We start from the raw sequence: 25698 nt of genomic DNA on the forward strand, positions 1-25698 counted from the left end.
AGTAGGGAAATGACTTTCGAGCTCTACGCCTGTGGCGAGGGAGAGGATCTAGCGCTCTGCCTTCGGTACCGCCACCTTGTCGCGCAGATACACCGGCTGGGCGTCGTCCGCCGGGACGGCTTCGCCCCGGGCCCAGGCGAAGCGTGCCAGGGTCAGCAGGTCTTCGGCGTGAGGCAACATGGCCGCGTCCTGGCCGCAGAGGTTGACGGCGATCCGCTCGCCGTAGCCCCAACCGGTCCCGGCTCCGAACCACTCGCCAGCGGCTTCGCCTGGTAAAGCCGCGACCTGCGGCGGCAACACGGCTTCTGCACCCACCAGGCGCATCTCGCCGTCGGTTTCGCGGTAGCAGCCCCAGTACACTTCGTCCATGCGGGCGTCGATGGCGGCAGCGACCTGCCGTGCACCGTGCTCGCGCAACGCACGCTGGGCCAGCACCGCCAGATTGGACACCGGCAACACCGGACGCTCCAGCGCGAACGCCAGCCCCTGGACCACGCCGATGGCGATGCGCACGCCGGTGAACGCCCCGGGCCCACGCCCGAAGGCAATGGCGTCCACCGCTTGCAAAGTTGTCCCGGCGTCGCTGAGCAACTGCTGGATCATCGGCAACAGCTTCTGGGCATGCAGGCGCGGAATCACCTCGTAATGGCTCGTGACCTTGCCGTCGTGCAGCAAGGCAACGGAGCAAGCTTCAGTCGCGGTGTCCAGGGCCAGCAAGGTGCTCATCGATGTGTCCGAATCAGGTGGAGGAAAAAGGGCGCCAGTATAAACAACTACGGCCCGCAAGCGGGCCGTAGTTGTCACAGCGAATCAGACTTTTCAGCTGAGCGCTTCGAGCACCTTGCCGGTGATCGCATCGACCGAGCCAACGCCCGGGATGTGGCTGTACTTCGGCTTGCCCTTGGCGGCCGACAGGTTCTGGTAGAACGCCACCAGCGGCTTGGTCTGGGAATGGTAGACCGACAGGCGATGACGCACGGTTTCTTCGGTGTCGTCCTTGCGCTGCACCAGCTCTTCGCCGGTGATGTCGTCCTTGCCGGCCAGTTTCGGCGGGTTGTAGACGGTGTGGTAGACACGACCGGACGGCTCATGGACGCGGCGACCGGCGATGCGCTGGACGATCTCTTCGTCGTCGACAGCGATCTCGACCACGTGATCGAGTTCCACGCCAGCTTCTACCAGCGCTTCAGCCTGGGGAATGGTGCGTGGGAAACCATCGAACAGGAAGCCCTTGGCGCAATCGGCCTGAGCGATGCGATCCTTGACCAGGGCGATGATCAGGTCATCCGACACCAGGCCACCGGCATCCATGATGCTCTTGGCCTTGATGCCCAGCTCGGTGCCCGCCTTGACCGCGGCACGCAGCATGTCGCCCGTGGAGATTTGCGGGATACCGAATTTCTCGGTGATGAACTTTGCCTGAGTACCTTTACCGGCCCCGGGAGCTCCCAGCAGAATGACGCGCATCGATGTGCTCCTCAATTTTTTATGTAAAACGCTCGGATTCGCCTCGTGGGGCCAATCTCGGAAAATCTGGAATCGTGACCGCCCAAACGGCCAAAGGCTGATCAAGATACACAGCAGGCCCGACCCACACAAGCCGCCAAAAGTCGGAGGAACCGGCGCCTGATGCGACCTTTGGCGGAGGTGGCGAGAGTCGCAACCGAACAACAAACTGTCGCCTGGTCGACCTCTTCCCTCCCCCCGCGGCCGACGTCCGGGAACCCCGGACGGGCCGTTTCGGTGCGCTGCTGGAGCTTAGCCGGTATTGCGCAAACCGGCGGCAATCCCTGCCACAGACACCAGCAACGCCTGTTCCACGGGGCTGCCCTGGGCGACCTCGGGTTGCCGCGAGCGGGCCAGCAGTTCGGCTTGCAACAGGTGCAGCGGGTCGAGGTAGGTGTTGCGCAAGCGGATGAATTCCAGCGTGTCTGGGCTATGTGCCAGCAGCTGCGACTGACCGGTCAACCCCAGCACCACCGAACAGGCCTGCGACAATAGGTCGCGTAAATGCGCACCCAATGGCAGCAACTCAGGTTCCACCAGACGTTCGTCGTAGGAGCGCGCGATATCGGCGTCGGCCTTGGCCAGCACCATCTCCAGCATATCGATGCGGGTACGGAAGAATGGCCACTGCTCGCGCATCTGGCCGAGCAATTGCCCTTCACCCCGCTCCAGCGCCTTGCCCAGGGCGGTTTCCCAACCGAGCCAGGCCGGCAACATCAGGCGGGTCTGGGTCCAGCCAAAGATCCAGGGGATCGCCCGCAGGCTTTCGATCCCGCCGGCCCGACGCTTGGCCGGACGACTGCCCAACGGCAGGCGACCCAGTTCCTGCTCGGGCGTGGACTGGCGGAAATACTCGACGAATTGCGGGTTCTCCCGCACCACCGCGCGGTAGGCGTTGACACCGTCGGCGGCCAGTTCGTCCATCAGGTGCCGCCACTCGGGGGTCGGCGGTGGTGGCGGCAACAGAGTCGCTTCCAGTACGGCGGCGAGGTACAGGTTGAGGTTCTGCTCGGCGATGTCCGGCAGACCGAATTTGAAACGAATCATTTCGCCCTGCTCGGTGGTGCGGAAACGCCCGGCCACCGAGCCCGGCGGCTGGGACAGGATCGCCGCGTGGGCCGGACCGCCGCCACGCCCGACCGTGCCGCCGCGACCGTGGAACAACAGCAGTTCGACCTGCTGCTCGCGACAGATGTCCACCAGCCGCTCCTGGGCCCGGTACTGTGCCCACGCCGCCGCCGTGGTGCCGGCATCCTTGGCGGAGTCGGAATAGCCGATCATCACTTCCTGGGGGCCTTGCAGCCGAGAGCGATAGCCCGGCAACCGCAGCAGCCGCTCGATCACCGGCCCGGCGTTGTCCAGGTCGGCCAGGGTTTCGAACAGCGGCACCACCCGCATCGGGCGCAGCACGCCGGACTCTTTCAACAACAGTTGCACCGCCAGCACGTCGGAAGCCGCGCCGGCCATGGAGATCACGTAGGAGCCCAGGGACGCCGCAGGTGCCGCCGCCACTTCACGGCACGTGGCCAACACTTCGGCCGTGTCAGCCGATGGTTTGAAATGGGCAGGCAACAGCGGGCGCCGGTTGTTCAGCTCTTCCAGCAGGAAACTGATGCGCTGTTCCTCGTTCCAGTCCTCGTAGCGACCCAGGCCCAGGTAGTCGGTGATTTCAGTCATGGCCGAGCAATGGCGGGTCGAGTCCTGGCGCACGTCCAGGCGCACCAGGAACAGGCCGAAGGTGACTGCCCGGCGCAGGCAATCGAGCAACGGCCCGTCGGCGATCACGCCCATGCCGCACTCATGCAGCGACTGGTAGCACAGCTCCAGCGGGTCCAGCAGTTCGCGGTTGCTCTGCAGCACATCGGCGGACGCTGGCGTGGCACCTTTCAAGGCCGCGTGGGCCCAGTTGCGGGTGGCCCGCAGGCGCTCGCGCAACTGCTTGAGCACGGCGCGATAGGGTTCGGCGCTGTCACCCGCCAGGGCACGCAAGACGTCGCTGGCGTTCTGCATGGACAGCTCGGCGGCCAGGTGATCGACGTCACGCAAGTACAGGTCCGCCGCCATCCACCGCGCCAGCAACAGCACTTCGCGCGTTACCGCCGCCGTGACGTTCGGGTTGCCGTCCCGGTCGCCGCCCATCCACGAAGCAAAACGGATCGGCGCGGCCTCCAGCGGCAGGCGCAGCCCGGTGGCCGCGTGCAGGGCCTGATCGGCCTTGCGCAGGTAATTGGGGATGGCCTGCCACAGCGAATGCTCGATCACCGCGAAGCCCCACTTGGCCTCGTCCACGGGGGTCGGGCGGGTGCGACGGATTTCCTCGGTATGCCAGGCCTCGGCGATCAAGCGTTGCAGGCGCTCATGAATCTGCGCCCGCTCGGCGCTGGTCAGGTCGCGGTGGTCCTGGGCCGCCAGTTGCGCGGCGATGGCGTCGTATTTCTGGATCAGCGTACGCCGGGCCACTTCCGTGGGGTGGGCCGTCAGCACCAGCTCGATCTCCAGCCGTCCCAATTGCCGCGCCAGGGCCTCGGCGCCGTGGCCCTCGGCCCGCAACCGGGCGAGCAGCTCGGGCAACACCCGGGCCTCGAAGGGAGCCGGCTGCGACTCTTCGCGGCGGTGGATGAGCTGGTACTGCTCGGCGATGTTGGCAAGGTTGAGAAACTGGTTGAATGCCCGCGCCACGGGCAGCAGCTCGTCTTCGCTCAACGCGTTGAGGCTGGCACTGAGTTCGGCATCCGCCGAGCCGCGCCGATCGGCCTTGGCGCCCTTGCGGATCTGCTCGATCTTGTCGAGGAACGTGTCGCCGTACTGCTCGCGAATGGTATTGCCCAGCAGCTCGCCGAGCAGGTGGACGTCCTCGCGCAAGCGGGCATCGATATCGGTCATCAGCAGTTCTCCAGCAAAAGGTCCGGACAGCGAACGGGGTAGACGCGTTGCCATAGAGAGTGCCGATGCCGGTCGTTTATGACAAGCGACGAAGGGTCTTTAAACCTTGTAGGACAAAGCTAGTCTGATGAATAGGCCACACAACGGCTTGCCACTCACCACGCCTGCCATAAGCAGACTTATTGAGGCCATCATGAAAATCCGTGAGCTTGCCCAGCATTGGGAAGAAAACGCCAAGGGTCGCCTGACCCAGACCGGCTACACGATTCACCTGGACGTCGAAGCCGCGGCACGACTGGCGGCAATCTGTGACATGTACCCCAAGCGCCAGCCCGAGGAACTGCTGGGCGAACTGATCGGGGCCGCGCTGGAAGAACTCGAAGCGAGCTTCCCGTACGTCAAGGGGCAGCAGGTGGTCGCCACCGATGAAGAAGGTGACCCGCTGTACGAAGACGTCGGCCCGACGCCGAGATTCCTCGCCTTGTCGCGTAGGCATCTGCATGAGCTTTCCTCGCAGAACGACAAGCCGAAACACTGACTCCCTTCCCGCTCGTGGTCTCCCGGACGCCATGACTGGCGCCGGGAATACCGCTGCACGCCTTGAAAGTTCAGCTTTTTTGCCATTGACCAATCAGTCAGCAATTCTTTTGGCGAATGGCCACCTCCGCTGAACTTTTGAAAAAAGCTTCGGGTCACACCGAATAACCATACTGGAACGGCCGTTTTAATAAACGCGCCCTGGCCTCCGCGCCTAAACAGACGTCACGGTTTCGGTCCCAGCATGGATTTGTAGTTTTTTTCAGGAGTTTTCCAATGGAGTTGAAGCCTATGAATACCTGCACTGCGAAACCCTCATCCGCGGGCCTGCGCGGCCTCAAGCTGGCTGCCCTGGCCATCGGTAGCAGCTTCATCCTGGCCGGTTGCGCGGGCAACCCACCTTCGGAGCAGTACGCGGTGACCCAATCGGCGGTCAACAGCGCCGTGACGGCCGGTGGTACCGAATTCGCCGCGGTGGAAATGAAATCGGCCCAGGACAAGCTCAAGCAAGCCGAACTGGCCATGCACGACAAGAAATACGACGAAGCCAAGCGTCTGGCCGAACAGGCCGAATGGGATGCTCGCGTCGCCGAGCGCAAGGCCCAGGCCGCCAAAGCGGAACAAGCACTCAAGGATTCCCAGAAAGGGGTTCAGGAACTGCGTCAGGAAGGCATGAACAAGATTCAGTAATCGGTTCAGGCCACGACGTACTTCTCATTGATAAAAGGACGACAGACTATGATGCACAAACACTTGATGATGCCCGCCCTGCTCGCTGCCTGCGTAGCCCTGGCCGCTTGCTCCCATGACCCGAACGCGAACCTGGAACAGGCCCGCACCAACTACAACGGCCTGCAGGCTGACCCAGCGGCGACCAAGGTGGCAGCCCTGGAAACCAAGGACGCAGCCGATTTCCTGGCCAAGGCCGACAAGGCTTACCTGGACCGGGAAGACGAAGCCAAGGTCGACCAACTGGCCTACCTGACCAACCAGCGTGTTGAAGTGGCCAAGCAGACCATCGCCCTGCGCAACGCCGAGGCCGCGCTGAAAAACGCCGGTGACGAACGCGCCCGTGCGCTGCTCGATGCCCGCAATGCGCAGATCAAGCAACTGCAGGACAGCCTGAACGCCAAGCAGACCGAACGCGGTACGCTGGTGACTTTCGGTGACGTGCTGTTCGCCACCAACAAGTCCGACCTGCGCTCCAGCGGCCTGGTCAACGTGAACAAACTGGCACAGTTCCTCCAGGAAAACCCGGACCGCAAGGTGATCGTCGAAGGCTACACCGACAGCACCGGTTCGGACTCCTACAACCAATCGCTGTCCGAGCGCCGTGCCAGCTCCGTGCGCACTGCCCTGGTGAAAATGGGCGTCGATCCGGCCCGCATCGTGACCCAGGGTTATGGCAAGGAATTCCCGGTCGCCGACAACAACAGCGTTTCGGGCCGTGCCATGAACCGTCGCGTGGAGGTGACCATCTCCAACGACAACCAACCCGTCGCCCCGCGTTCGAGCATGAGCGCCAACTGATCGGTTGACGGCAATGAAAAAGCCCCGCCTGACCCAGTCAGGCGGGGCTTTTTCATTGCTGAACACTTCCCCACATGAGGGAGCGGGCTTGCTCGCGAAAGCGGTGTGTCAGTGACCTGTGCATCGACTGACACATGGTGTTCGCGAGCAAGCCCGCTCCCACAGGAGATCACTGGAAGTCATGGATTATTTCAAGGCTGCAGCTTCTGCGGCGTCTCCTGGCCCATGCAGCGCACGGCGCGTTTCTTTTCGTTGACCAGCACACCGGTCAGGCCTTTCTGCTCGGTGTCAAACAGCACCAACACACCGTCGATGCATTGGGCCACTTGGGGCGCGGGCTCCAGGGAGACTTTGTAGTCTTCGCCCGGCACGGTCTTGAGCATGGTGAATTCGTTGAGCAGCAACGCGTCCTCGGGCTTGGCGAAGTGCAGGTAACCGTAGTACCACAACACCGCGACAGTGCCGAGGATGCTGCAGATACCGGTGATGATCAGGGGGATGGCGTTACGTTCTTCGCTCATTGCGGACTCTCTGGGGATTGATCGGGTGATTTCGGATAATTCGGCACTTCGCCCAGGCGACGCAGGCCGTCGAAATGCGTGGGGTCGTCGAGGTAGCGCAACATCACGGTTCGCCAGGTCGGGTCGGCGAATGTCTGTACATGCCCGCCACGGGTCAATTGCAGGACCCTGGGCGGCGGCGCAGCTTGGTACAGGCGGATGCCGTTGGAAAGGGGCACGATCGGGTCGTCCAGGCTGTGATAGATCAGTTTCGGCACGCCGGTCAATTGCGCCATCGAGCTGATCGCGCTGTCACCGTCCGGCACCAGCCAGGACAACGGCACCTGGAACGGCCAGGTCAACCACGAGGTGCTCAGGGCAAACCGCCCGACATCGCGATAGCTGGCCGGCACGCCGTCGAGCACCAGCGCCTTGAGCTGTCGCTGGCGCTGCGGATGCTCCACCAGGTAACGCACCGCCAACGCGCCTCCCAGGCTCTGGCCGAGCAACACCAGTGGCTTGCCTTGGACATCGGCGGAACGGTCGAGCCATTGGAACGCGGCGTCGATGTCCTGGTAGATCGCTGGCAGGCTCGGCTCGCCCTCGGACACGCCATACCCCCGGTAGTCGACCATCAGCACCTGGTAGCCCTGCTCCGGCAGCCACCAGCTCCCGCCCAAGTGCCAGGCCAGGTTGCCGCCGTTGCCGTGCAGATGCAGCACCGTGCCCTTGACCTCGACACCCGGCTTGACCGGTAGCCACCAGCCCCGCAGCTTGAGGCCGTCGGCGGTGACCAGGGTCACGTCGCGGTAGTCGAGCTTGGCCCGCTCCGGGGTGAACGGCAGGCCCCGCTCAGGGTAGAACAGCAGCGAGCTGCAACCGCTCAGGGCCAGCAACAGGCAAAAGATGCCGAGGGTTCGCATCCGGTGAAGCCTCGCAAAAAAATCAGAGTTGGAACACCCTCCTGTGGGAGCGGGCTCGCTCACGAAGGCGATGTGTCAGCTAATGATCCTGTCGACTGACACACCGCTTTCGCGAGCAAGCCCGCTCCCACAGAGGTTGGGTGTTGTATTCAAAGGATATTGGAATAATCCGCTTCGATCCGATCCAGGCTCAGGTGGTTCAGGAAGTTGGAAAAGCACATCCAGGCCGAGAGTGCATTCATGTCGCGGAACTGCTCGGGCAGGTACTTGGGCGGCACGACCAGGCCCTCGTCCACCAGTTGCCGCAGGGTGCGCATATCCTCCAGGGTGGTCTTGCCGCAGAACAGCAGCGGCACCTGCTCCAGCTTGCCTTTGCGCACGGCCAGCTGAATGTAGTTGTAAACCATGATGAAGCCCTTGAGGTAGGACAAATCTTTGGTGAATGGCAGGCCGGTCGGCACCGAGCCACGGAACACTCGGCTGGCGTTGCCGTAGCTTTCCGCCATCTCAAAGCCCTGCTCGCGGAAGAATTCGAAGACCTGCAGGAAGTCGGCGCCCTCCTCCACCATGTGGATGGCGCGGGTGCGGTTGGTGAGCTTGCGCAGCCGGCTCGGATAGGAAGCGAAGGTGATGATCTCCATCAGGATCGCCAGGCCTTCCTGGGTCACCGTCGACGAGGGCGGGCCCTTGGACAGGAAGGTGCAGATCGGCTGGTTCAGCCCGTTGAGGGTGGTGCCGACATGCACCAGCCCTTCGTGGACCTCCAACGCCCGCACATCCCGCTCATTGAACATCGCATCGGTGCGGATCTTGATGTAGTCCGCGCCCGCCGCCGCGTCGGCGACGATCCCATCGGACTCGAACACGCGGATGGTTTCCTCGGCCTCGCCGAACACCCGGTTGAGCCGGTGTTGCAGCAGGCTGACGGCGTCCTGGGCGCTGAGGATCTTCGGCTCGTCCTTCAGGTCGCCACGGCCGTCGATGTTGTTCAGGTAGTCGGACAGCATCAGGCCCAGGTCGGCCAGCGTCGGGTCGCCGGCGTGGAAGGCGTCGGAGGCCGCGCCGTAGAGCTCCTGGGAAATCAGCCCGAAATCCTCGGTGCCCCGGGCTTCGAGCATGCGCACCACCATGCGGTACTCCTTGCACATGCGGCGCATGATCTGGCCCACCGGGTTGAACTGCCCGAGCTGGCGGGTGATGTCGCGCTCGATGTTCTGGAACTCCAGCTTCACCTTGCTGGAATCGAAGGACAGCGGTCGATTGAGGTAATAGTCGCGGTCCACGGCGGGCATTTCCTTGCCCTTGGCCTTGAGAAACCCTTTGCGGATGTTCTCGTCCCACTTCACCGCATCGAGGACGCGGATCGGCGTTTGCGCCAGCACAATGCGATCGGACAAGGTGCGTATCGTCTGCTGGTAATCGTCCACCCGTAACTCCTGTGAAAAGACATCTGCCTGCTGCGATTATTGGGATCTGGCCTGCCGCTGGTAGCGCACGGCCTCCGAGAACACGTCGGAATTGGCCGGATCGTCGAGGTAACTGAAGACCTTGTCCATGTCGCTGTCCACCAGCACGCCGTCACCGGCCTCGCTCTGGTTCACCTGGCCGCTGAGAATCTTCTGGTCGATGGCCTGGTTGACCTGCTCCAGGTCCAGGTTGTAGACCACCAGCTCGTGCTTGTCGGTGAGTTCGAAGCCGGCGATCACGAAATGACCGCCATAACGGGCCGGCACCTTGGCCGACAGGTACCAGCGGCTGCCATGGCGCGAGACCGTGAGCGGGATGGCTTCGCGTTCCTGGGGCCTGGCCCTGAAGTAGCTGATGGCCTGGTAGCGGTGCTTGCCGACCTTCGTCAGTTCCAGGTTCAGCGGCTCGCCCCAGGCATTGGTGCTGGTCCACTGGCCGAGCAGGCCCTTGGGCGCCGCCTCGGCGTCGGGCAGCGGCGTCTTGAACGACACCAGGCAGCCACTTAGCAGCAGCAACGACACGGCCAGTACAACGGCACGCCAGGTTTTCATTGGAACTCCCTATGGTAGACGCCCGGTCCCTGTGGCGAGGGAGCTTGCTCCCGCTGGGCTGCGCAGCGGCCCCATTTTGTGAGTGCTGCGCACTCAAGCGGGAGCAAGCTCCCTCGCCACAGGACAATGGTGCCCCCCAAGATGGGTTACACCGACGCCAATACCAGGTGCATGTAGCGGGTCAGGATACCGAGCATATCTTCACCGGCGACCGGCTCGGCGCCATTGAGCAAGCCCTGATATTCCATCCGTCCGATAATCGCCGTCAACACTTTGGCATCCTGTTGCGGTTCGCGGGAGCCCAATACCTGGAAAAACTGACAGGTGCCGTGCAGCAGGATCTGCTGGTGGGAACGCACCAGTTGCGCCAGGCGCGGGTTGAGCAGTGCTTCCTGGCGAAACGCCTGCTCGGCCATCAGGTACTCGCGACGGCTGTCCAGTTGGTGTTGCACGTAGTCGGCGGTCATCCGGGCAATGTCGTCCGCCAACTGCGAGCGGGACTCGGCGCTGCCGTCACCGTAGGCGACCATTTCACGCAAGAGGCCTTCGTTGCTGGTCCACAGCTTGGCCATGAACGCCGCGCTGCGTTCCACGTACTGGGCGAAGGTATCGGTGAGCAGGTCATCGATGTCCTTGAAATAATACGTCGTGGCCGACAGCGGCACGCCCGCCTCGGCGGCCACGGCGCGGTGGCGAACCGCACGCACGCCATCGCGCACCACAATGCGCATAGCTGCGTCGAGAATCTCCTGGCGCCGCTGCTCACTGCCCTGTCGGCTGGCCTTGCGGCCCTGGTACTGAACACTTTCAGCGACAGCCGTGGCGACGCCCGCGGCACCTTCTGAAGCCATTGCACGATTCACGACAGGTCTTTCCTCGCTCTTTCAAAAGTAACCAATTGATACGTTTGTACCAGACAGGCAATAAAAAGCCGCCCTTCCAGGCGGCTTTTTATTTGAAACCCTTACGCTTGCGGCCGCATGTGCGGGAAGAGGATGACATCCCGGATCGACGGCGAGTTGGTCAGCAACATCACCAGGCGATCGATGCCGATGCCTTCACCGGCGGTCGGCGGCATGCCGTACTCCAGGGCACGCACGAAGTCAGCGTCGTAGTGCATGGCTTCGTCGTCGCCGGCGTCCTTGTCGGCCACCTGGGCCATGAAGCGCTCGGCCTGGTCTTGCGCGTCATTGAGCTCGGAGTAGGCGTTGGCGATTTCGCGGCCACCGATGAACAGCTCGAAGCGGTCGGTCACGCTTGGGTCTTCGTCGTTGCGACGGGCCAGCGGCGACACTTCGAACGGGTACTGGGTGATGAAGTGCGGCTGCTCGAGCTTGTGCTCGACCAGCTCTTCGAAAATCATCACCTGCAGCTTGCCCAGGCCTTCGAAGCCGAGCACCTTGGCACCGGCTTTCTTGGCGATGGCACGGGCCTTGTCGATGTCCCGCAGGTCGTCAGCGCTGATGTCCGGGTTGTACTTGAGGATCGAGTCGAACACCGACAGGCGCACGAACGGCTCGCCGAAGTGGAACACCTTGTCGCCGTACGGCACGTCGGTGGTGCCGAGCACCAGCTGCGCCAGCTCGCGGAACAGTTCCTCGGTCAGGTCCATGTTGTCTTCGTAGTCGGCGTAGGCCTGGTAGAACTCGAGCATGGTGAACTCGGGGTTGTGCCGGGTCGAAACGCCTTCGTTACGGAAGTTGCGGTTGATCTCGAAGACTTTTTCGAAGCCACCGACCACCAGGCGCTTGAGGTACAGCTCGGGGGCGATACGCAGGAACATTTCCATGTCCAGGGCGTTGTGATGGGTCTCGAACGGCTTGGCCGCCGCACCGCCAGGGATGGTCTGCAACATCGGCGTCTCGACTTCGAGGAAGTCGCGCTTCATCAGGAAGCTGCGGATGTGGGCGATGACCTGCGAGCGTACGCGGAACGTCTGGCGCACCTCTTCGTTGACGATCAGGTCGACGTAGCGCTGGCGATAGCGCTGTTCGGTGTCGGTCAGGCCGTGGTGCTTGTCCGGCAGCGGGCGCAGGGACTTGGTCAGCAGGCGCACGTGGGTCATTTCAACGTACAAGTCGCCTTTGCCGGAGCGAGCCAGGGTTCCTTCGGCGGCAATGATGTCGCCCAGGTCCCAGGTCTTGACGGCGGCCAGGGTTTCTTCCGGCAGGGTCTTGCGGTTGACGTAGACCTGGATGCGCCCGGTCATGTCCTGGATCACCATGAACGACCCACGGTTGAGCATGATGCGACCGGCCACCTTGACTGGAATCGCCGCCTCGGCCAGTTCTTCCTTGGTCTTGTCCGCGTATGTCTTCTGCAGCACGTCGCAATACGCGTCGCGGCGGAAGTCATTCGGGAAAGGCTGGCCCTTGGCGCGCTCGGCAGCCAGCTTTTCCTTGCGCAGGGCGATCAGGGCGTTTTCTTCCTGTTGCAGGGCTTGCGGGTCGAGTTCTAGGTCGCTCATGTCTTTAAGGTTTCCATCACAGGTTCGTTGCCTCCAGCGCCGGGCCGGAGTGGGCGGGCAAGCCTCGCGCCTCTCTTGGGAGCGGGCCTGCCCGGCGCATGGGTGTCGCGTTACAGGCCTTGCTTGAGGCTCGCTTCCAGGTATTCGTCGATGTCGCCGTCGAGCACCTTGTCGCAGTCGCTGCGTTCGATGTTGGTGCGCAGGTCCTTGATGCGCGAGGCATCGAGCACGTACGAACGGATCTGGTGACCCCAGCCGATGTCCGACTTGCTGTCTTCCAGGGCCTGGGACGCCGCGTTGCGCTTCTGGATCTCCTGCTCGTACAGGCGGGCCCGGAGCATTTTCATCGCGGTGTCTTTGTTGGCGTGCTGGGAACGTTCGTTCTGGCAGCTGACCACGGTGTTGGTCGGTACGTGGGTAATCCGCACGGCCGAGTCGGTGGTGTTGACGTGCTGGCCACCGGCACCCGAGGAGCGATAGGTGTCGATGCGCAGGTCCGCCGGGTTGATCTCGATCTCGACCTTGTCGTCGATTTCGGGCGACACGAACACCGCCGAGAACGAGGTGTGGCGACGGTTGCCGGAGTCGAACGGGCTCTTGCGCACCAGGCGATGCACGCCGATCTCGGTGCGCAGCCAGCCAAAGGCGTATTCACCCTTGATGTGCACGGTGGCGCCCTTGATCCCGGCGACCTCGCCGGCCGACAGTTCCATGATCGTCGCGTCGAAACCGCGCTTGTCGGCCCAGCGCAGGTACATGCGCAGCAGGATGTTGGCCCAGTCCTGGGCTTCGGTGCCGCCGGAACCGGCCTGGATGTCCAGGTAGGCGTTGTTCATGTCCATCTCGCCGCTGAACATGCGGCGGAATTCCAGCTTGGCCAGGGATTCTTCCAGGCGGGCCAGTTCGGCGACGACATCGCCGACCGCGCCTTCGTCGTTTTCCTCGACGGCCATGTCCAGCAGGTCGCGGCAATCGCTCAGGCCGCTGGCCAGTTCGTCCAGGGTCTCGACGATCTGCGCCAGCGCAGAACGCTCGCGACCCAGTTCCTGGGCGTATTCAGGTTTGTTCCAGACACTCGGATCTTCAAGCTCGCGATTGACTTCGGTCAGGCGCTCATGCTTTTGATCGTAGTCAAAGATACCCCCGAATAGTTTCGGAGCGCTCGGACAGGTCCTTGATGGTGTTCAGGATCGGGTTGATTTCCATGGCGGGCAGCACTCGTTGGCGAACTTTTGAAAGCCGGCGAGTATAACGTAATCACGCGCCAGCGGCAGCCCGCCTGGCGGCTTTGGAGGAAGGAGATTCAGAGTAAGGGCCAGACTCCGGCCCTTGTGGCGAGGGGATTTATCCCCGCTGGGTTGCGAAGCAGCCCCAAAGCAGCCAAGTCGGCTCACCTGACTTACCCGCTAGTCGCTCTTACAGGGCCGCTACGCAGCCCGACGGGGATAAATCCCCTCGCCACAAAAATCCCCCTGTTGCCTTGGGCGTTATTCGATACCCACCCGGTTGCGCCCATTGTGCTTGGCCATGTACAGGCCCTTGTCCGCCGCCGAGATCAGTTGCCGGCTGTCGCCGCCCTGCTGCGGAGTGACGGTGGAGACGCCGATGCTGACGGTCAGGTTCGCGCCGCCGTCGGGGGTGTTGTGGGGGATGTTCAGGGCGACCACGCTCTGGCGCAGCTTTTCGGCCATCAACCGGGCGCCGCCAGGCGAAGTGCCAGGCAGGACCAGGGCGAATTCTTCGCCACCGTAGCGGGCCGGCAGGTCGGAGGGGCGACTGCAGGCATCGCGGATCGCCGTGGCGACCTTGCGCAGGGCTTCGTCGCCCTCCACGTGGCCGAAGTTATCGTTGTAGGACTTGAAGTAATCCACATCGATCATCAGCAGCGACAGCTGGCTCTGGTCGCGCATCGCCCGGCGCCATTCCAGCTCCAGGTACTCGTCGAAATGCCGCCGGTTCGACAGCCCGGTCAGGCCGTCGGAGTTCATCAGCCGTTGCAGCACCAGGTTGGTGTCGAGCAATTGCTGCTGGCTGATGCGCAGGGCGCGATAGGCCGCGTCGCGTTGCAACAGCATCATGTAGGAGCGCGAGTGGTAGCGGATGCGCGCCACCAGTTCGATGTTGTCGGGCAACTTGACCAGATAGTCGTTGGCCCCCGCGGCGAATGCCGCGCTCTTGACCAGCGGGTCTTCCTTGGTGGACAGGACAATGATCGGGATATCGCGGGTGGCCGGATGGTTGCGGTATTCGCGCACCAGGCTCAGGCCATCGAGGCCGGGCATCACCAGATCCTGGAGAATCACCGTCGGCTTGATGCGGATTGCATGGGCGATGGCCTGGTGCGGGTCCGAGCAGAAGTGGAAGTCGATGTTTTCTTCATTCGATAGCCCGCGCCGCACCGCCTCGCCGATCATCGCCTGGTCGTCGACGAGCAGGACCATCGCGGCGTTCTCGTCGCTCTTGAATTCGTCGAGCTGTAAATCATGCATGGGGGCTTACCTGAATACGGCCTGAGGCAAGACGGCCGGGGGTCGTCATGGGGCAAAAATCTCCAACAGCCTTGGCGCTATGCGGTCCAGGGCAAGTATATGGGCGGCAGCATCGATGGCGGCGGCGGCCTTTGGCATACCGTAGACCGCGCTGCTGCTCTGGTCCTGGGCGATGGTCACGCAACCCTGCTGGCGCATCAGTTTAAGCCCTTGCGCGCCATCGCGCCCCATGCCGGTGAGCAATACACCCACTGCGTCACCACTCCAGAAGTGCGCGACGCTCTCGAAAAACACGTCGATGGAAGGGCGGTAGATCTCGTGCACCGGCTCGGCGGTGTAGGCCAGGGTGCCGTCCTTCAACAGCCGCAGGTGATGGTTGGTCCCGGCCAGCAGCACCGTGCCGCCCTGGGGTGTCTCGCCTTCCCGGGCCAGGCGAACGGTGTGCCCCGAGGCACTGCTCAGCCACTCGGCCATGCCCGCGGCAAATACCTCGTCCACGTGCTGGACCAGCACGATGGCCGGGGCAAAGTCGCGCGGCAAACCCTTGAGCAGGATCTCCAGGGCCGCCGGGCCGCCGGCCGACGAGCCGATGGCCACCAGGCGCTTGCGCGATACCGCCGCACGCTGCGACGCCGGCGCCGAGCGCTCGCGGTTGCCGCGCTCACCGATCAACCAGCCGATGTTGGCGATCTTGCGCAACAAGGGCGCCGCCGCATCGGCCGGGTTGCCGACGCCCAGGGCCGGCGTGTCGACCACGTCCAGCGCCCCGTGCCCCATGGCCTCGAACACGCGGTGGACGTTCTGCTGACTGTCACCGGTGACGATCACGATCGCGCACGGCGTGTCGGCCATGATCCGCCGGGTCGCCTCCACGCCGTCCATGATCGGCATGAACAGGTCCATCAGGATCAGGTCCGGGGTGTATTCGGCGCAGCGCTGCACCGCCTCGGCGCCATTGGCGGCCACCCAGACCAACTGGTGCGCCGGTTCTAATGCCAGGGCGCGGCGCAGGGCCTCGACCGCCAGGGGCATGTCATTGACGATGGCGACCTTCAAGCGCGTGCTCCTCCGATCAATTCGACCACGGCGTCGAGCAAGGCGTCGTCATGGAAGCTCGCCTTGGCTAGATAATAGTCGGCGCCGGCGTCCAGGCCACGACGGCGATCTTCTTCGCGGTCCTTGTAGGACACCACCATCACCGGCAGCGATTGCAGACGGTTGTCGCGCCGCAGCAGGGAGACCAGCTCGATGCCGTCCATGCGCGGCATGTCGATGTCGGTGATCAGCAGGTCGAAGTCTTCCGAACGCAAGGCGTTCCAGCCGTCCATGCCGTCCACCGCCACCGCCACGTCGTAACCGCGCCCCAGCAGCAGCTTGCGTTGCAGCTCGCGCACGGTCAGCGAATCGTCCACCACCAGGATGCGCTTGCGCGGGGCCTGGGCCTGGTCCTGCCGGGCAATGCGCTCCAGGCGCCCGGTGTCGAGCAGCTTGTCCACCGAACGCAACAGGTCTTCGACGTCGACGATCAACACCACCGAGCCGTCGTCCAGCAGGGCCCCGGCGGAAATGTCCTGGACCTTGCCCAGGCGTTCGTCCAGGGGCAGGACCACCAGGGTCCGCTCGCCAATGAAACGCTCCACCGCCACGCCATAGATCGCCTCACGCTCGCGGATCACCACCACTTTGAGGGTCTGTTGGTTGTTCTGCGTCGCCGGGCGATTGAGCAATTGGGTGGCCGCCACCAAGCCGACGTGCCGACCTTCGTACCAGAAATGCTGGCGTCCTTCGACCTGGACGATGTCTTCCGGCGCCAGGTCGCACATCCGCTCGATGTGGGCCAGGGGAAAGGCATAGGCCTCGTTGCCGACATCCACCACCAGGCTGCGCACCACCGACAGCGTCAACGGCACTTCGAGGTGGAAACGGCTGCCCTCGCCCGCCGTCTGCTCCAGCACCACCGACCCGCGCAACTGCCGGACCATGTGCTGGACGGCGTCCAGGCCGACACCGCGCCCGGACACTTCGGTGACTTTGTCGCGCAGACTGAAACCGGGCAGGAACAGGAACGTCAGCAGCTCCTCTTCGCTCAGGCTGGCGGCCGTCTGCTCAAGGGACAGGCCGCGCTCGACGATGCTGCGACGGACCCGCTCCAGGTCCACGCCGGCACCGTCGTCGGCCAGCTCCAGGACCAGCAACCCGGCCTGGTGAGAGGCCCGCAGGCGAATCAGGCCTTCGGCGGGCTTGCCGGCCAGTTGCCGTTGCTCCGGGGTTTCGATGCCATGGTCCACGGCGTTGCGCAAGAGGTGGGTCAGCGGCGCCTCGAGCTTCTCCAGCACATCGCGGTCGACCTGGGTTTTCTCGCCTTCGATTTCCAGGCGCACTTGCTTGCCCAGGCTGCGCCCCAGGTCGCGCACCATGCGCACCTGGCCGGAGAGCACATCGGCGAACGGGCGCATGCGGCAGGCCAGCGCCGTGTCATACAGCACTTGCGCCCGCTGACCGGCCTGCCAAGCGAATTCGTCCAGCTCGGCGGTTTTCTGCGCCAACAGTTGCTGGGTCTCGGCCAATAAGCGCCGCGCATCGTCGAGGGCTTCCTGGGCTTGCAGGCTCAGGGCGTGCTCCTTGAGGTGCACGTTCAACGCCTCAAGGGCACGCAAGCCATTGCCCTGTTGGCGCTTGAGCCGTTGCAGGGTCGCCAGCCAGGGCTTGAGGCGCTGGGTTTCCACCAGGGACTTGCTCGACAGGTCGAGCAAGCCGTTGAGACGCTCGGCGGTCACCCGCAGGACCCGCTCGCCACCTTCGATGACCCGCTTGCCCTTGGTGGCCGGCTCCGCGGGCTGCGGGGCTTGCGGCTCGGGCAACTCGACGCGGACCGGCGCCACCGGCACCTCGATCCTGGCCGGCGTCACCAACGCGTCCTGCACGACGCTGGGATCCAGCCAACGCCCCATCAGGCTGACATAGGCCTCGATCTCCGCGGCGCCCACGTCGTTGCCCGGCGTGGCGATGCGCGTCAGCAGGTCGGTGCCTTGCAGCAAGGCGTCGATGTGCTCGGCCGTCAGCACCAGGCGCCGTTCCTGGGCGCTGACCAGGCAATCCTCCATCACGTGGGCCACGCTGACCCCGGCGTCCACCCCGACGATCCGCGCCGCGCCCTTGAGCGAGTGCGCGGCGCGCATGCATGACTCCAGGTGATCGGCCTGGGTCGGGTCACGTTCCAGGGCCAGCAGCCCGGCACTCAGCACCTGGGTCTGGGCTTCGGCCTCCAGGCTGAACAACTCCAGCAGCGACGCGTCGCGCATCTGGTCAGGGGTCATGACAGGCTCCGGGTCACGGCAGACAACAACTGTTCTTCGTCCAGCCAGCGCAGGCTGCGCCCCTTGTAGGGCAACACGCCACGGGTGTACTTGCCGGCGGACGGCGAAGCGTTCGCCAGGATGCGTTCGTCGATGGCATGAATACCGTCCACCTCGTCCACCGGTACCACCACCGCCCCGCCCTTGGCGGCGACGATGAGCATGCGCGGCTGGCTCCGGGCGCCGGACGCCGTGATGCCGCCGGGTTCCAGGTCCAACAGCTCCGCCAGCGACAGGCAGGCCACCAACGCCCCGCGCACGTTCGCCACGCCCAGCAAGGCCCGCGAACGCTGGTGCGGCAACGAATGGATCGGCTGCAACGGCGCGACCTCCACCAGGCTGCGGGTGGTCAGGCCCAGCCACTCTTCACCCAGGCGAAACATCAGCAACGAGCGGGTGACAAGGTCGCTGTCCACCGGCGCCTGGACCCGCGCCCGGTCATCCTGCTGCAAGGCGTAGCGGTCGAGCAGCCGGGTAGCGGCGGCCGAATACACCGCGCAATTGCGGCAGTGGATGTGCTCGACCAATAGCGGGCAGGACTTGTCGCCATGGATCCCGATACGGTTCCAGCAATCGTCGATTGCCTGGGCCTCGTCATGGATGACGTGGTAAGAAGCCGGACCGCTCATTGTTTACGCTCACTGTCTGCCGCGCGCCCACTGCGCGCGGCGCGTTCCTGCAATCGACGCGCGCCAGCCGCGTCTCCCTGGGAAGCCAGCAGCGCCGCCAGGTGCACCAGGGCCTCGGCGTGCTGCGGTTCAAGATAAAGCGCCTTGCGGTAGAAACCCTGGGCCTGGAGTGCGTCGCCGGCCATGTCGCTGAGCAACCCCAGCCAATAGAACACCTGGGCCACCGGCGCGTGGTTGCGCAGATACTGTTCGCACGCCGCACGGGCCTCGGCACTTTTGCCACCGTTGGCCAGGGCCGCGATCTGCGCCAGCAAGGCGTCAGCCTCGCGGTTTCCTGGCTCGGCAACCGGCGCCACCGTTGGGGCGAACGGCCGGGGCCTCGCCACCGGGGGGACAACCCGCGGTGGCGGCTGGCGCACCGGTGGCGGGGTCGGCGCCAAGGCCGGCAACGGTTGTGGCTCGGCGACGCCCTGGCGGCTGAAGGCGAACGATTGGGGCACGCCGATTGAACGCATGCCCAGCCGCCCCAGCAGGCTGCCTTCGGCCGGGCCGATAAACAGCACGCCGTCCTGGTGGGTCAGGCGCTTGAGCACCTCGAACACCCGCTGCTGGATCGGTTGGTCGAAATAGATCAGCAGATTGCGGCAAAACACAAAGTCATAAGGCGCCTCGTTCACCAGCAACGCCGGATCCAGCAGGTTGCCCACTTGCAGGCGCACCTGCTCGCGCACCCGTTCGTCGAGGCGATAGCCGTCATCTTCAGCGACGAAATACCGCTCGCGAAAACCCAAGTCCGCCCCACGGAAGGAGTTCCTGTAGTAGCGCGCCCCCCTGGCCCGCTCCACCGACAGCGGGCTGACGTCCAGGCCATCGACCTTGAACTGATGGGGCTTGAGGCCCGCGTCGAACAAGGCCATGGCGATGGAATAGGGCTCCTCGCCGGTGGAGCACGGCAGGCTGAGGACGCGCAACGCACGCAGGTGGTTGATCTCGGCCAGGCGTTTGATGGCCAGCCTGGCCAGGGTGGCGAACGACTCCGGATAGCGAAAGAACCAGGTCTCCGGGACGATCACCGCTTCGATCAGCGCCTGCTGTTCCTGGGTCGAATGCTGCAGGGTTTGCCAGTATTCATCGGCGGTTCGTCCTACCACGGCCAGGATGCGCTGGCGCACGGCCCGCTCGATGATGGCGGTGCCAACAGACGTCACGTCGAGGCCGATGCGCGCCTTGAGGAAGTCGAAAAAGCGTTGGTCACTGCTCATGGCCGCGCCTCGAAATCATGCGGGTTGAGCGGCGGAGTGGGGAACAACATGGCGTGAACCGACGCGTCGAGCAGGTCATTGACCCGCACCCATTGCAGCAACCCCTGGGCGTCTTCGCGCACAGGGCCCAGGTACGGCGCCTGCCGGTTCTCCAGGCCATAGGGTTGGAAGTCCGCCGGATCGCAACGCAAGGTGTCGGTGGCCTGTTCCAGGATCAGCCCCAGCACATGCCCCGCTTGGCCGCTGTCGGGCCGGTAATGGACCAGCACCAAGCGCGTGCTGGTGCGGGCCTCGGCGTCCTGGCCGAATGTCAGGGCGCACAGGTCGATCACCGGCACCACCGTACCGCGCCAGGCAAACACGCCCGCCACCCAGGCCGGCGCTCGCGCAATGGGCTTGAGGGGCAGGCGCGGCAGTACCTCCACCACATCGATGGCCTGCAACGCATAACGTTCGTTGCCGATGCGAAACACCAGGAACAGCGCCTGGCGGGCCGTCGGCGCGGTGCCATGCCGGGTCTCGAATTCGCCCATCAGACTTTGAAACGCGAGACGCCACTGCGCAGCCCTACGGCCACCTGGCTCAGTTCATCGATCGCGGAACTGGCCTGGCGCAAGGACTCCACGGTCTGGCTGCTGGCGTCGCCCAGTTGCACCAGGGCATGGTTGATCTGCTCGGCCCCCGTGGCCTGGGCCTGCATGCCTTCGTTGACCATCAACACCCGCGGTGCCAGCGCCTGGACCTGATGGATGATCTGTGACAGCTGCTCGCCGACCTGCTGCACCTCGGCCATGCCTCGACGCACTTCTTCGGAGAACTTGTCCATGCCCATCACGCCGGCCGATACGGCGGACTGGATCTCGCGCACCATTTGCTCGATGTCGTAGGTCGCCACGGCGGTCTGGTCGGCCAGGCGACGCACTTCGGTGGCCACCACGGCGAAGCCGCGCCCGTATTCACCGGCCTTCTCGGCCTCGATGGCGGCGTTGAGGGACAACAGGTTGGTCTGGTCCGCCACCTTGACGATGGTCACCACCACCTGATTGATGTTGCCAGCCTTCTCGTTGAGGATCGCCAGCTTGGCGTTCACCAGGTCGGCGGCGCCCATCACCGAATGCATGGTGTCTTCCATGCGCGCCAGGCCTTGCTGGCCGGAGCCGGCGGCCACCGAGGCCTGGTCGGCAGCGGTGGAAACCTCGGTCATGGTGCGCACCAGGTCGCGGGACGTGGCGGCGATTTCCCGGGACGTCGCGCCGATCTCGGTGGTGGTGGCGGCGGTTTCAGTGGCCGTGGCCTGTTGCTGCCGTGACGTGGCGGCGATCTCGGTCACCGACGTGGTGACCTGCACCGACGAACGCTGGGCCTGGGCCACCAGCGATGTCAGTTCGGCCATCATGTCGTTGAAGCCGGTTTCCACCGCGCCGAATTCGTCCTTGCGCGCCAGGTTCAGGCGTCCGCTCAGGTCGCCGCTGCGCATGACGTCTAGGATCTCCACGATGCGGTTCATCGGCGCCATGATCGCGCGCATCAGCAACAGCCCGCACAGCAGCGCGATGATGAGCGCGACGAGAAATGACAGGCCCATGGCCACCTTGGCCGCCGTCACCGCATCGCCGATGGTCTGGGTGGCGTTTTGCGCGAGCTCGCGATTGCGTTCGATGATGCGGTTCAGGTGCCCGCGGCCGCCGATCCAGGCCGGCGTCAGCTCCTTGTCCAGGATCTGCCGCGCGCCTTCGTAGTCCTTGCGCTGGTACAAGTCCAGGACCTTGGCCATGGCTTGGTTGAACGCCTGGTGGTTGGCCTCGAACTCGTCGAAAGACGCCTGGTCGGCGGGGTTCTGGATCAGTTTTTCATAGTTCTCTATTTCTTCGCGCAGGTGCTGCTCGAAGCCCTGGTAGCGGGCCTTGTCCTCGGCGGTGAGCTCGCGGTTTCCGGAAAGGCCGACGATCTGCTGGGTCAGGACGTAGTTGTCGACCCAGCCACCGCGAATCATGGAGCTGTAGTACACCCCCGGCACCGCATCGGCACGCACCCGTTCTTCACTGTCCTGGATCTTCAGCAACCGCGAGTACGAGACAACCACCATGAGCAGCATGATGGCGATGATCACCGCGAAACTCGCCAGGATGCGTTGGCGCAATGTCCAGTTCTTCACAGTAAAACCTCAGGCACTTTGAAAATGCTGGGGAGTATAGCTGAGGGCCGGGGAACGGCTGTATGGGCGCGCCCTGCAAAAAACTGTGGGAGCGAGCCTGCTCGCTCCCACAGGAGGTGTTTTCTGAAGGGGTATTTGCGTGGGGGATCAGGCGGCCTGGCGCACCTGTTTCTCCAGCTCAGCCCTCAATCCCGGCTCCAGCTTGAGCTGGCGGGCCAGTTCGTCGAGGTAGGACTTCTCCATGAAGTTTTCCTCGTCCACCAGCATCACGCTGGCGACGTACATTTCCGCGGCGATTTCCGGGGTGCCGGCGGCGCGGGCGACATCGGTGGGGTCCAGGGGCTTGTTGAGTTCGGCGTGCAGCCAGTGTTGCAGTTCCTGGTCGTTGTCGAGCTTGGTGAACTCGCCTTCGATCAGCTCGCGCTCACGCTCATCCACATGGCCGTCGGCCTTGGCGGCCGCCACCAGGGCCTTGAGGATCGCCTGGCTGTGCTGCTCGACCTGCGCCGGGGGCACGCGGTCCAGGGTCTGCGGTTCGGTTTGCGGGGCGCGGCCCTGCTGGGCCTGCCAGTTGCCATAGGCCTTGTAGGCGATCACGCCCAGCGCGGCCAAGCCGCCATAGGCCAAGGCCTTGCCGCCGAAGTGGCGGGCTTTCTTGTTTCCCAGCAGCAGCCCCATGGCCCCGGCGGCCAGGGCCCCCTTGCCGGAGAGCATTGCGCCCAGGTTGCCGGAGCCCCCGAGCAAGCCGCCCAAGCCACCGGACGCCTTGTCTTGTGAGCCGCCGGCCTTGTTCTGCAACATCTCCTGGCCAGACTTGAGGAGTTGATCGAGCAATCCACGGGTGTTCATTTACCACCTCCACGCATTCGGGTTAACCGGATCATTAAGGCCACCAGCCTAGATCGAAAGTGCCCTTGTACAGCGGCAAGTTTGCTTCCAGATGTTGCCTGACTACGCTAATAGCTAGCCATCCATGGCGTATCGCCCCGTTCCGACACTGCCCCGACCACAATTAAAGCAAGAGGGATTCCCATGTACGCGCACAAGACCGTATTGCTCAGCGCAATGACCACGGCGCTGCTGACCGGTGTCAGCCTCCAGGCCGCCGAGCTGCCCAAGGCGATTGGCGCTGGCGAAGGCCAGCTGGATATCGTGGCCTGGCCGGGCTACATCGAACGCGGCGAAAGCGACAAGGCCTACGATTGGGTGAGCGGTTTCGAGCAGGAAACCGGTTGCAAGGTGAACGTGAAGACCGCGGCGACCTCCGACGAAATGGTCAGCCTGATGACCAAGGGTGGCTACGACCTGGTCACCGCCTCGGGCGATGCCTCGCTGCGCTTGATTGCCGGCAAGCGGGTGCAGCCGATCAACACGGCGCTGATCCCCAACTGGCAGAACCTCGACCCACGCCTCAAGGATGCGCCGTGGTACGTGGTCAACCAGCAGACCTACGGCACACCGTACCAGTGGGGCCCGAACGTACTGATGTACAACACCGAGGTGTTCAAGCAGGCGCCGACCAGCTGGGGCGTGCTGTTCAACGCCCAGGACCTGCCCGACGGCAAACCGAACAAGGGGCGCGTGCAAGCCTACGACGGTCCGATCTACATCGCCGACGCAGCGCTCTACCTCAAGACCGCCAAGCCTGAGCTGGGCATCAAGGACCCTTATCAGCTCGACGAGGCGCAATACAAGGCCGTGCTGCAATTGCTGCGAGCGCAGCAACCGTTGATCCACCGCTACTGGCACGACACCACCGTGCAGATGAGTGACTTCAAGAACGAGGGTGTCGTGGCGTCCGGGGCCTGGCCGTACCAGGTCAACGGCCTGATGAACGAGAAACAGCCGATCGCCTCGACCGTCCCGAAAGAAGGCGCCACCGGTTGGGCCGATACCACGATGCTCCACGCCGATGCCAAGCACCCCAACTGCGCCTACAAATGGATGGACTGGTCGCTGCAACCGAAAGTCCAGGGTGACGTGGCCGCCTGGTTCGGATCCCTGCCGGCGGTGCCGGCGGCGTGCAAAGGCAGCGAACTGCTCGGCGCCGAAGGCTGCAAGACCAACGGCTTCGATCAGTTCGACAAGATCGCCTTCTGGAAAACCCCGCAGGCCGAGGGGGGCAAGTACGTGCCCTACAGCCGCTGGACCCAGGACTACATTGCGATCATGGGTGGGCGATAAGGCCCGGTACATAAATGGGAGCAGCCCCTGTGGCGAGGGAGCTTGCTCCCGCTGGCGTGCGAAGCGCGCCCAAAACCGAGCGACGCGGTATTAGCTGACACACCGCATCGCCTGGTTTTAGGGCGGCTGCGCCACCCAGCGGGAGCAAGCTCCCTCGCCACGGGGTCGCGTGCCAATCATTGAAGGTTCATACCCGCCCCGCTTTTTGGAGCCCCGCACCATGACGCTTGCAGTCCAATTCACCCAGGTATCCCGTCAGTTCGGCGATGTGAAAGCCGTTGACCGGGTTTCAATCGATATCCAGGACGGCGAGTTCTTTTCCATGCTGGGCCCCTCCGGTTCGGGCAAGACCACCTGCCTGCGCCTGATCGCCGGGTTCGAGCAGCCCAGTGAAGGCTCGATCCGCATCCACGGCGAGGAAGCCACGGGACTGGCGCCCTACCAGCGGGACGTCAACACGGTGTTCCAGGACTACGCCCTCTTCCCGCACATGAACGTGCGCGACAACGTGGCCTACGGCTTGAAGGTCAAGGGCGTGGCCAAGGCCGAGCGCATCAAGCGCGCCGAAGACGCCCTGGAGATGGTCGCCCTGGGCGGCTACGGCGAGCGCAAGCCGGCCCAGCTCTCCGGCGGCCAGCGCCAACGCGTGGCCCTGGCCCGCGCGCTGGTCAATCGCCCGCGGGTGCTGCTGCTGGACGAGCCCCTGGGGGCTCTGGACCTGAAGCTGCGGGAACAGATGCAGGGCGAGCTGAAAAAACTGCAACGCCAGTTGGGCATCACGTTCATCTTCGTCACCCATGACCAGACCGAAGCGCTGTCGATGTCCGACCGCGTGGCGGTGTTCAACAAGGGGCGCATCGAACAGGTCGACACCCCGCGCAATTTGTACATGAAGCCGGCGACCACCTTCGTCGCCGAGTTCGTCGGCACCTCCAACGTGATCCGTGGCGAGCTGGCGCAAACCCTGAGCGGTTATCCACAGCCCTTCTCGATCCGCCCCGAACACCTGCGGTTTGCCGACGGCCCGCTGGCCGCGCATGAGATCGAAGTCCACGGCCTGCTCCACGACATCCAGTACCAGGGCAGCGCCACGCGCTACGAGTTGAAGCTTGCCAACGGCCAGGTCCTGAACCTCAGCCAGGCCAACACCCAATGGGACGACCCGGGGACCCGCCACCAGGCCGGCCAGCACCTGGCCGTGCGCTGGGCCCGCGAGGCGATGATCCCCCTGCACGACAGCGTCCCGGGCGAGGCGTGAC

Annotated in this window: 23 protein-coding genes; 5 read left to right on the forward strand and 18 right to left on the reverse strand. The window is 64.2% G+C overall.

Translation table 11 applies throughout. From position 1 onward, the window contains the following. Positions 1 to 48: 48 nt before the first annotated feature. The 3 genes from VM99_12185 to VM99_12195 all read right to left on the reverse strand — a co-directional run bounded on the left by VM99_12185 (position 49) and on the right by VM99_12195 (position 4389). Positions 49 to 726 (reverse strand): peptidase M22, encoded by a 678-nt coding sequence (locus VM99_12185; GenBank protein AKJ98786.1) that lies wholly within the window; start codon positions 724 to 726, stop codon positions 49 to 51. Positions 727 to 819: 93 nt separating this feature from the next. Further along, positions 820 to 1467, reverse strand: a complete 648-nt coding sequence (locus VM99_12190; protein ID AKJ98787.1) for an adenylate kinase — start codon at positions 1465 to 1467, stop codon at positions 820 to 822. 291 nt (positions 1468 to 1758) lie between these two features. Next, positions 1759 to 4389: a phosphoenolpyruvate carboxylase gene (locus VM99_12195; protein AKJ98788.1), complete on the reverse strand. Its 2631-nt coding sequence runs from the start codon at positions 4387 to 4389 to the stop codon at positions 1759 to 1761. A gap of 193 nt (positions 4390 to 4582) precedes the next feature. Between VM99_12195 and VM99_12200 the strand changes: the two genes are divergently transcribed. The 3 genes from VM99_12200 to VM99_12210 all read left to right on the forward strand — a co-directional run bounded on the left by VM99_12200 (position 4583) and on the right by VM99_12210 (position 6456). Then, a complete protein-coding gene (locus tag VM99_12200; GenBank protein ID AKJ98789.1) occupies positions 4583 to 4927 on the forward strand; it encodes a pilin assembly protein in 345 nt (114 codons plus the stop codon). Between the two features lie 275 nt (positions 4928 to 5202). Continuing rightward, the gene (locus tag VM99_12205; protein ID AKJ98790.1) at positions 5203 to 5616 is read left to right on the forward strand and encodes a chromosome partitioning protein ParA; all 414 of its coding nucleotides are present in this window, start codon (positions 5203 to 5205) and stop codon (positions 5614 to 5616) included. 51 nt (positions 5617 to 5667) lie between these two features. Then, positions 5668 to 6456, forward strand: a complete 789-nt coding sequence (locus tag VM99_12210) for a membrane protein (GenBank protein AKK01739.1) — start codon at positions 5668 to 5670, stop codon at positions 6454 to 6456. Positions 6457 to 6647: 191 nt separating this feature from the next. On the opposite strand, the gene VM99_12215 is transcribed toward VM99_12210, so the two are convergent. From VM99_12215 to VM99_12285, 15 genes are all read right to left on the reverse strand, one after another. Beyond that, a complete protein-coding gene (locus VM99_12215; GenBank protein AKJ98791.1) occupies positions 6648 to 6977 on the reverse strand; it encodes a lipoprotein in 330 nt (109 codons plus the stop codon). Then, positions 6974 to 7879, reverse strand: a complete 906-nt coding sequence (locus VM99_12220; protein AKJ98792.1) for an alpha/beta hydrolase — start codon at positions 7877 to 7879, stop codon at positions 6974 to 6976. The genes VM99_12215 and VM99_12220 overlap by 4 nt, the downstream gene beginning before the upstream one ends. Before the next feature lie 149 nt (positions 7880 to 8028). Further along, on the reverse strand, positions 8029 to 9306 hold the full coding sequence (locus VM99_12225) for a membrane protein (GenBank protein ID AKJ98793.1): 1278 nt from the start codon (positions 9304 to 9306) through the stop codon (positions 8029 to 8031). Positions 9307 to 9342: 36 nt separating this feature from the next. Continuing rightward, positions 9343 to 9897, reverse strand: coding sequence for a lipoprotein (locus tag VM99_12230; GenBank protein AKJ98794.1), 555 nt, complete (start codon positions 9895 to 9897; stop codon positions 9343 to 9345). A 146-nt stretch (positions 9898 to 10043) separates the two neighbouring features. Further along, a complete protein-coding gene (locus tag VM99_12235; GenBank protein AKJ98795.1) occupies positions 10044 to 10760 on the reverse strand; it encodes a TetR family transcriptional regulator in 717 nt (238 codons plus the stop codon). Between the two features lie 101 nt (positions 10761 to 10861). Then, complete coding sequence (locus VM99_12240; protein AKJ98796.1) at positions 10862 to 12364, reverse strand: lysyl-tRNA synthetase; 1503 nt, start codon at positions 12362 to 12364, stop codon at positions 10862 to 10864. Between the two features lie 110 nt (positions 12365 to 12474). Further along, complete coding sequence (locus VM99_12245) at positions 12475 to 13356, reverse strand: peptide chain release factor 2 (GenBank protein AKJ98797.1); 882 nt, start codon at positions 13354 to 13356, stop codon at positions 12475 to 12477. Between the two features lie 495 nt (positions 13357 to 13851). After that, the gene (locus VM99_12250) at positions 13852 to 14853 is read right to left on the reverse strand and encodes a diguanylate cyclase (GenBank protein ID AKJ98798.1); all 1002 of its coding nucleotides are present in this window, start codon (positions 14851 to 14853) and stop codon (positions 13852 to 13854) included. Between the two features lie 45 nt (positions 14854 to 14898). Next, entirely contained in the window at positions 14899 to 15909 is a 1011-nt protein-coding gene (locus VM99_12255) for a chemotaxis protein CheY (GenBank protein ID AKJ98799.1), read from the reverse strand. Next, on the reverse strand, positions 15906 to 18170 hold the full coding sequence (locus VM99_12260; protein AKJ98800.1) for a chemotaxis protein CheA: 2265 nt from the start codon (positions 18168 to 18170) through the stop codon (positions 15906 to 15908). Before VM99_12260 ends, VM99_12255 begins: the two co-directional genes overlap by 4 nt. Further along, positions 18167 to 18838, reverse strand: coding sequence for a chemotaxis protein CheW (locus tag VM99_12265; protein ID AKJ98801.1), 672 nt, complete (start codon positions 18836 to 18838; stop codon positions 18167 to 18169). The genes VM99_12260 and VM99_12265 overlap by 4 nt, the downstream gene beginning before the upstream one ends. Further along, the gene (locus tag VM99_12270) at positions 18835 to 20100 is read right to left on the reverse strand and encodes a chemotaxis protein CheR (GenBank protein ID AKJ98802.1); all 1266 of its coding nucleotides are present in this window, start codon (positions 20098 to 20100) and stop codon (positions 18835 to 18837) included. The genes VM99_12265 and VM99_12270 overlap by 4 nt, the downstream gene beginning before the upstream one ends. Further along, positions 20097 to 20633 (reverse strand): chemotaxis protein CheW, encoded by a 537-nt coding sequence (locus VM99_12275; GenBank protein AKJ98803.1) that lies wholly within the window; start codon positions 20631 to 20633, stop codon positions 20097 to 20099. The genes VM99_12270 and VM99_12275 overlap by 4 nt, the downstream gene beginning before the upstream one ends. Continuing rightward, positions 20633 to 22255 (reverse strand): chemotaxis protein, encoded by a 1623-nt coding sequence (locus VM99_12280; protein AKJ98804.1) that lies wholly within the window; start codon positions 22253 to 22255, stop codon positions 20633 to 20635. The genes VM99_12275 and VM99_12280 overlap by 1 nt, the downstream gene beginning before the upstream one ends. A gap of 147 nt (positions 22256 to 22402) precedes the next feature. Beyond that, positions 22403 to 23104: an Inner membrane protein yebE gene (locus VM99_12285; GenBank protein ID AKJ98805.1), complete on the reverse strand. Its 702-nt coding sequence runs from the start codon at positions 23102 to 23104 to the stop codon at positions 22403 to 22405. 183 nt (positions 23105 to 23287) lie between these two features. On the opposite strand from VM99_12285, the gene VM99_12290 reads away from it, so the two are divergent. Both VM99_12290 and VM99_12295 read left to right on the forward strand, forming a co-directional pair. Next, the gene (locus VM99_12290; protein ID AKJ98806.1) at positions 23288 to 24439 is read left to right on the forward strand and encodes a spermidine/putrescine ABC transporter substrate-binding protein; all 1152 of its coding nucleotides are present in this window, start codon (positions 23288 to 23290) and stop codon (positions 24437 to 24439) included. Positions 24440 to 24659: 220 nt separating this feature from the next. After that, positions 24660 to 25697: a polyamine ABC transporter ATP-binding protein gene (locus tag VM99_12295; protein ID AKJ98807.1), complete on the forward strand. Its 1038-nt coding sequence runs from the start codon at positions 24660 to 24662 to the stop codon at positions 25695 to 25697. Position 25698: the final 1 nt, after the last annotated feature.

It is taken from the genome of Pseudomonas chlororaphis (assembly GCA_001023535.1).
GTDB classification, from domain to species: Bacteria; Pseudomonadota; Gammaproteobacteria; order Pseudomonadales; family Pseudomonadaceae; genus Aquipseudomonas; species Aquipseudomonas chlororaphis_E.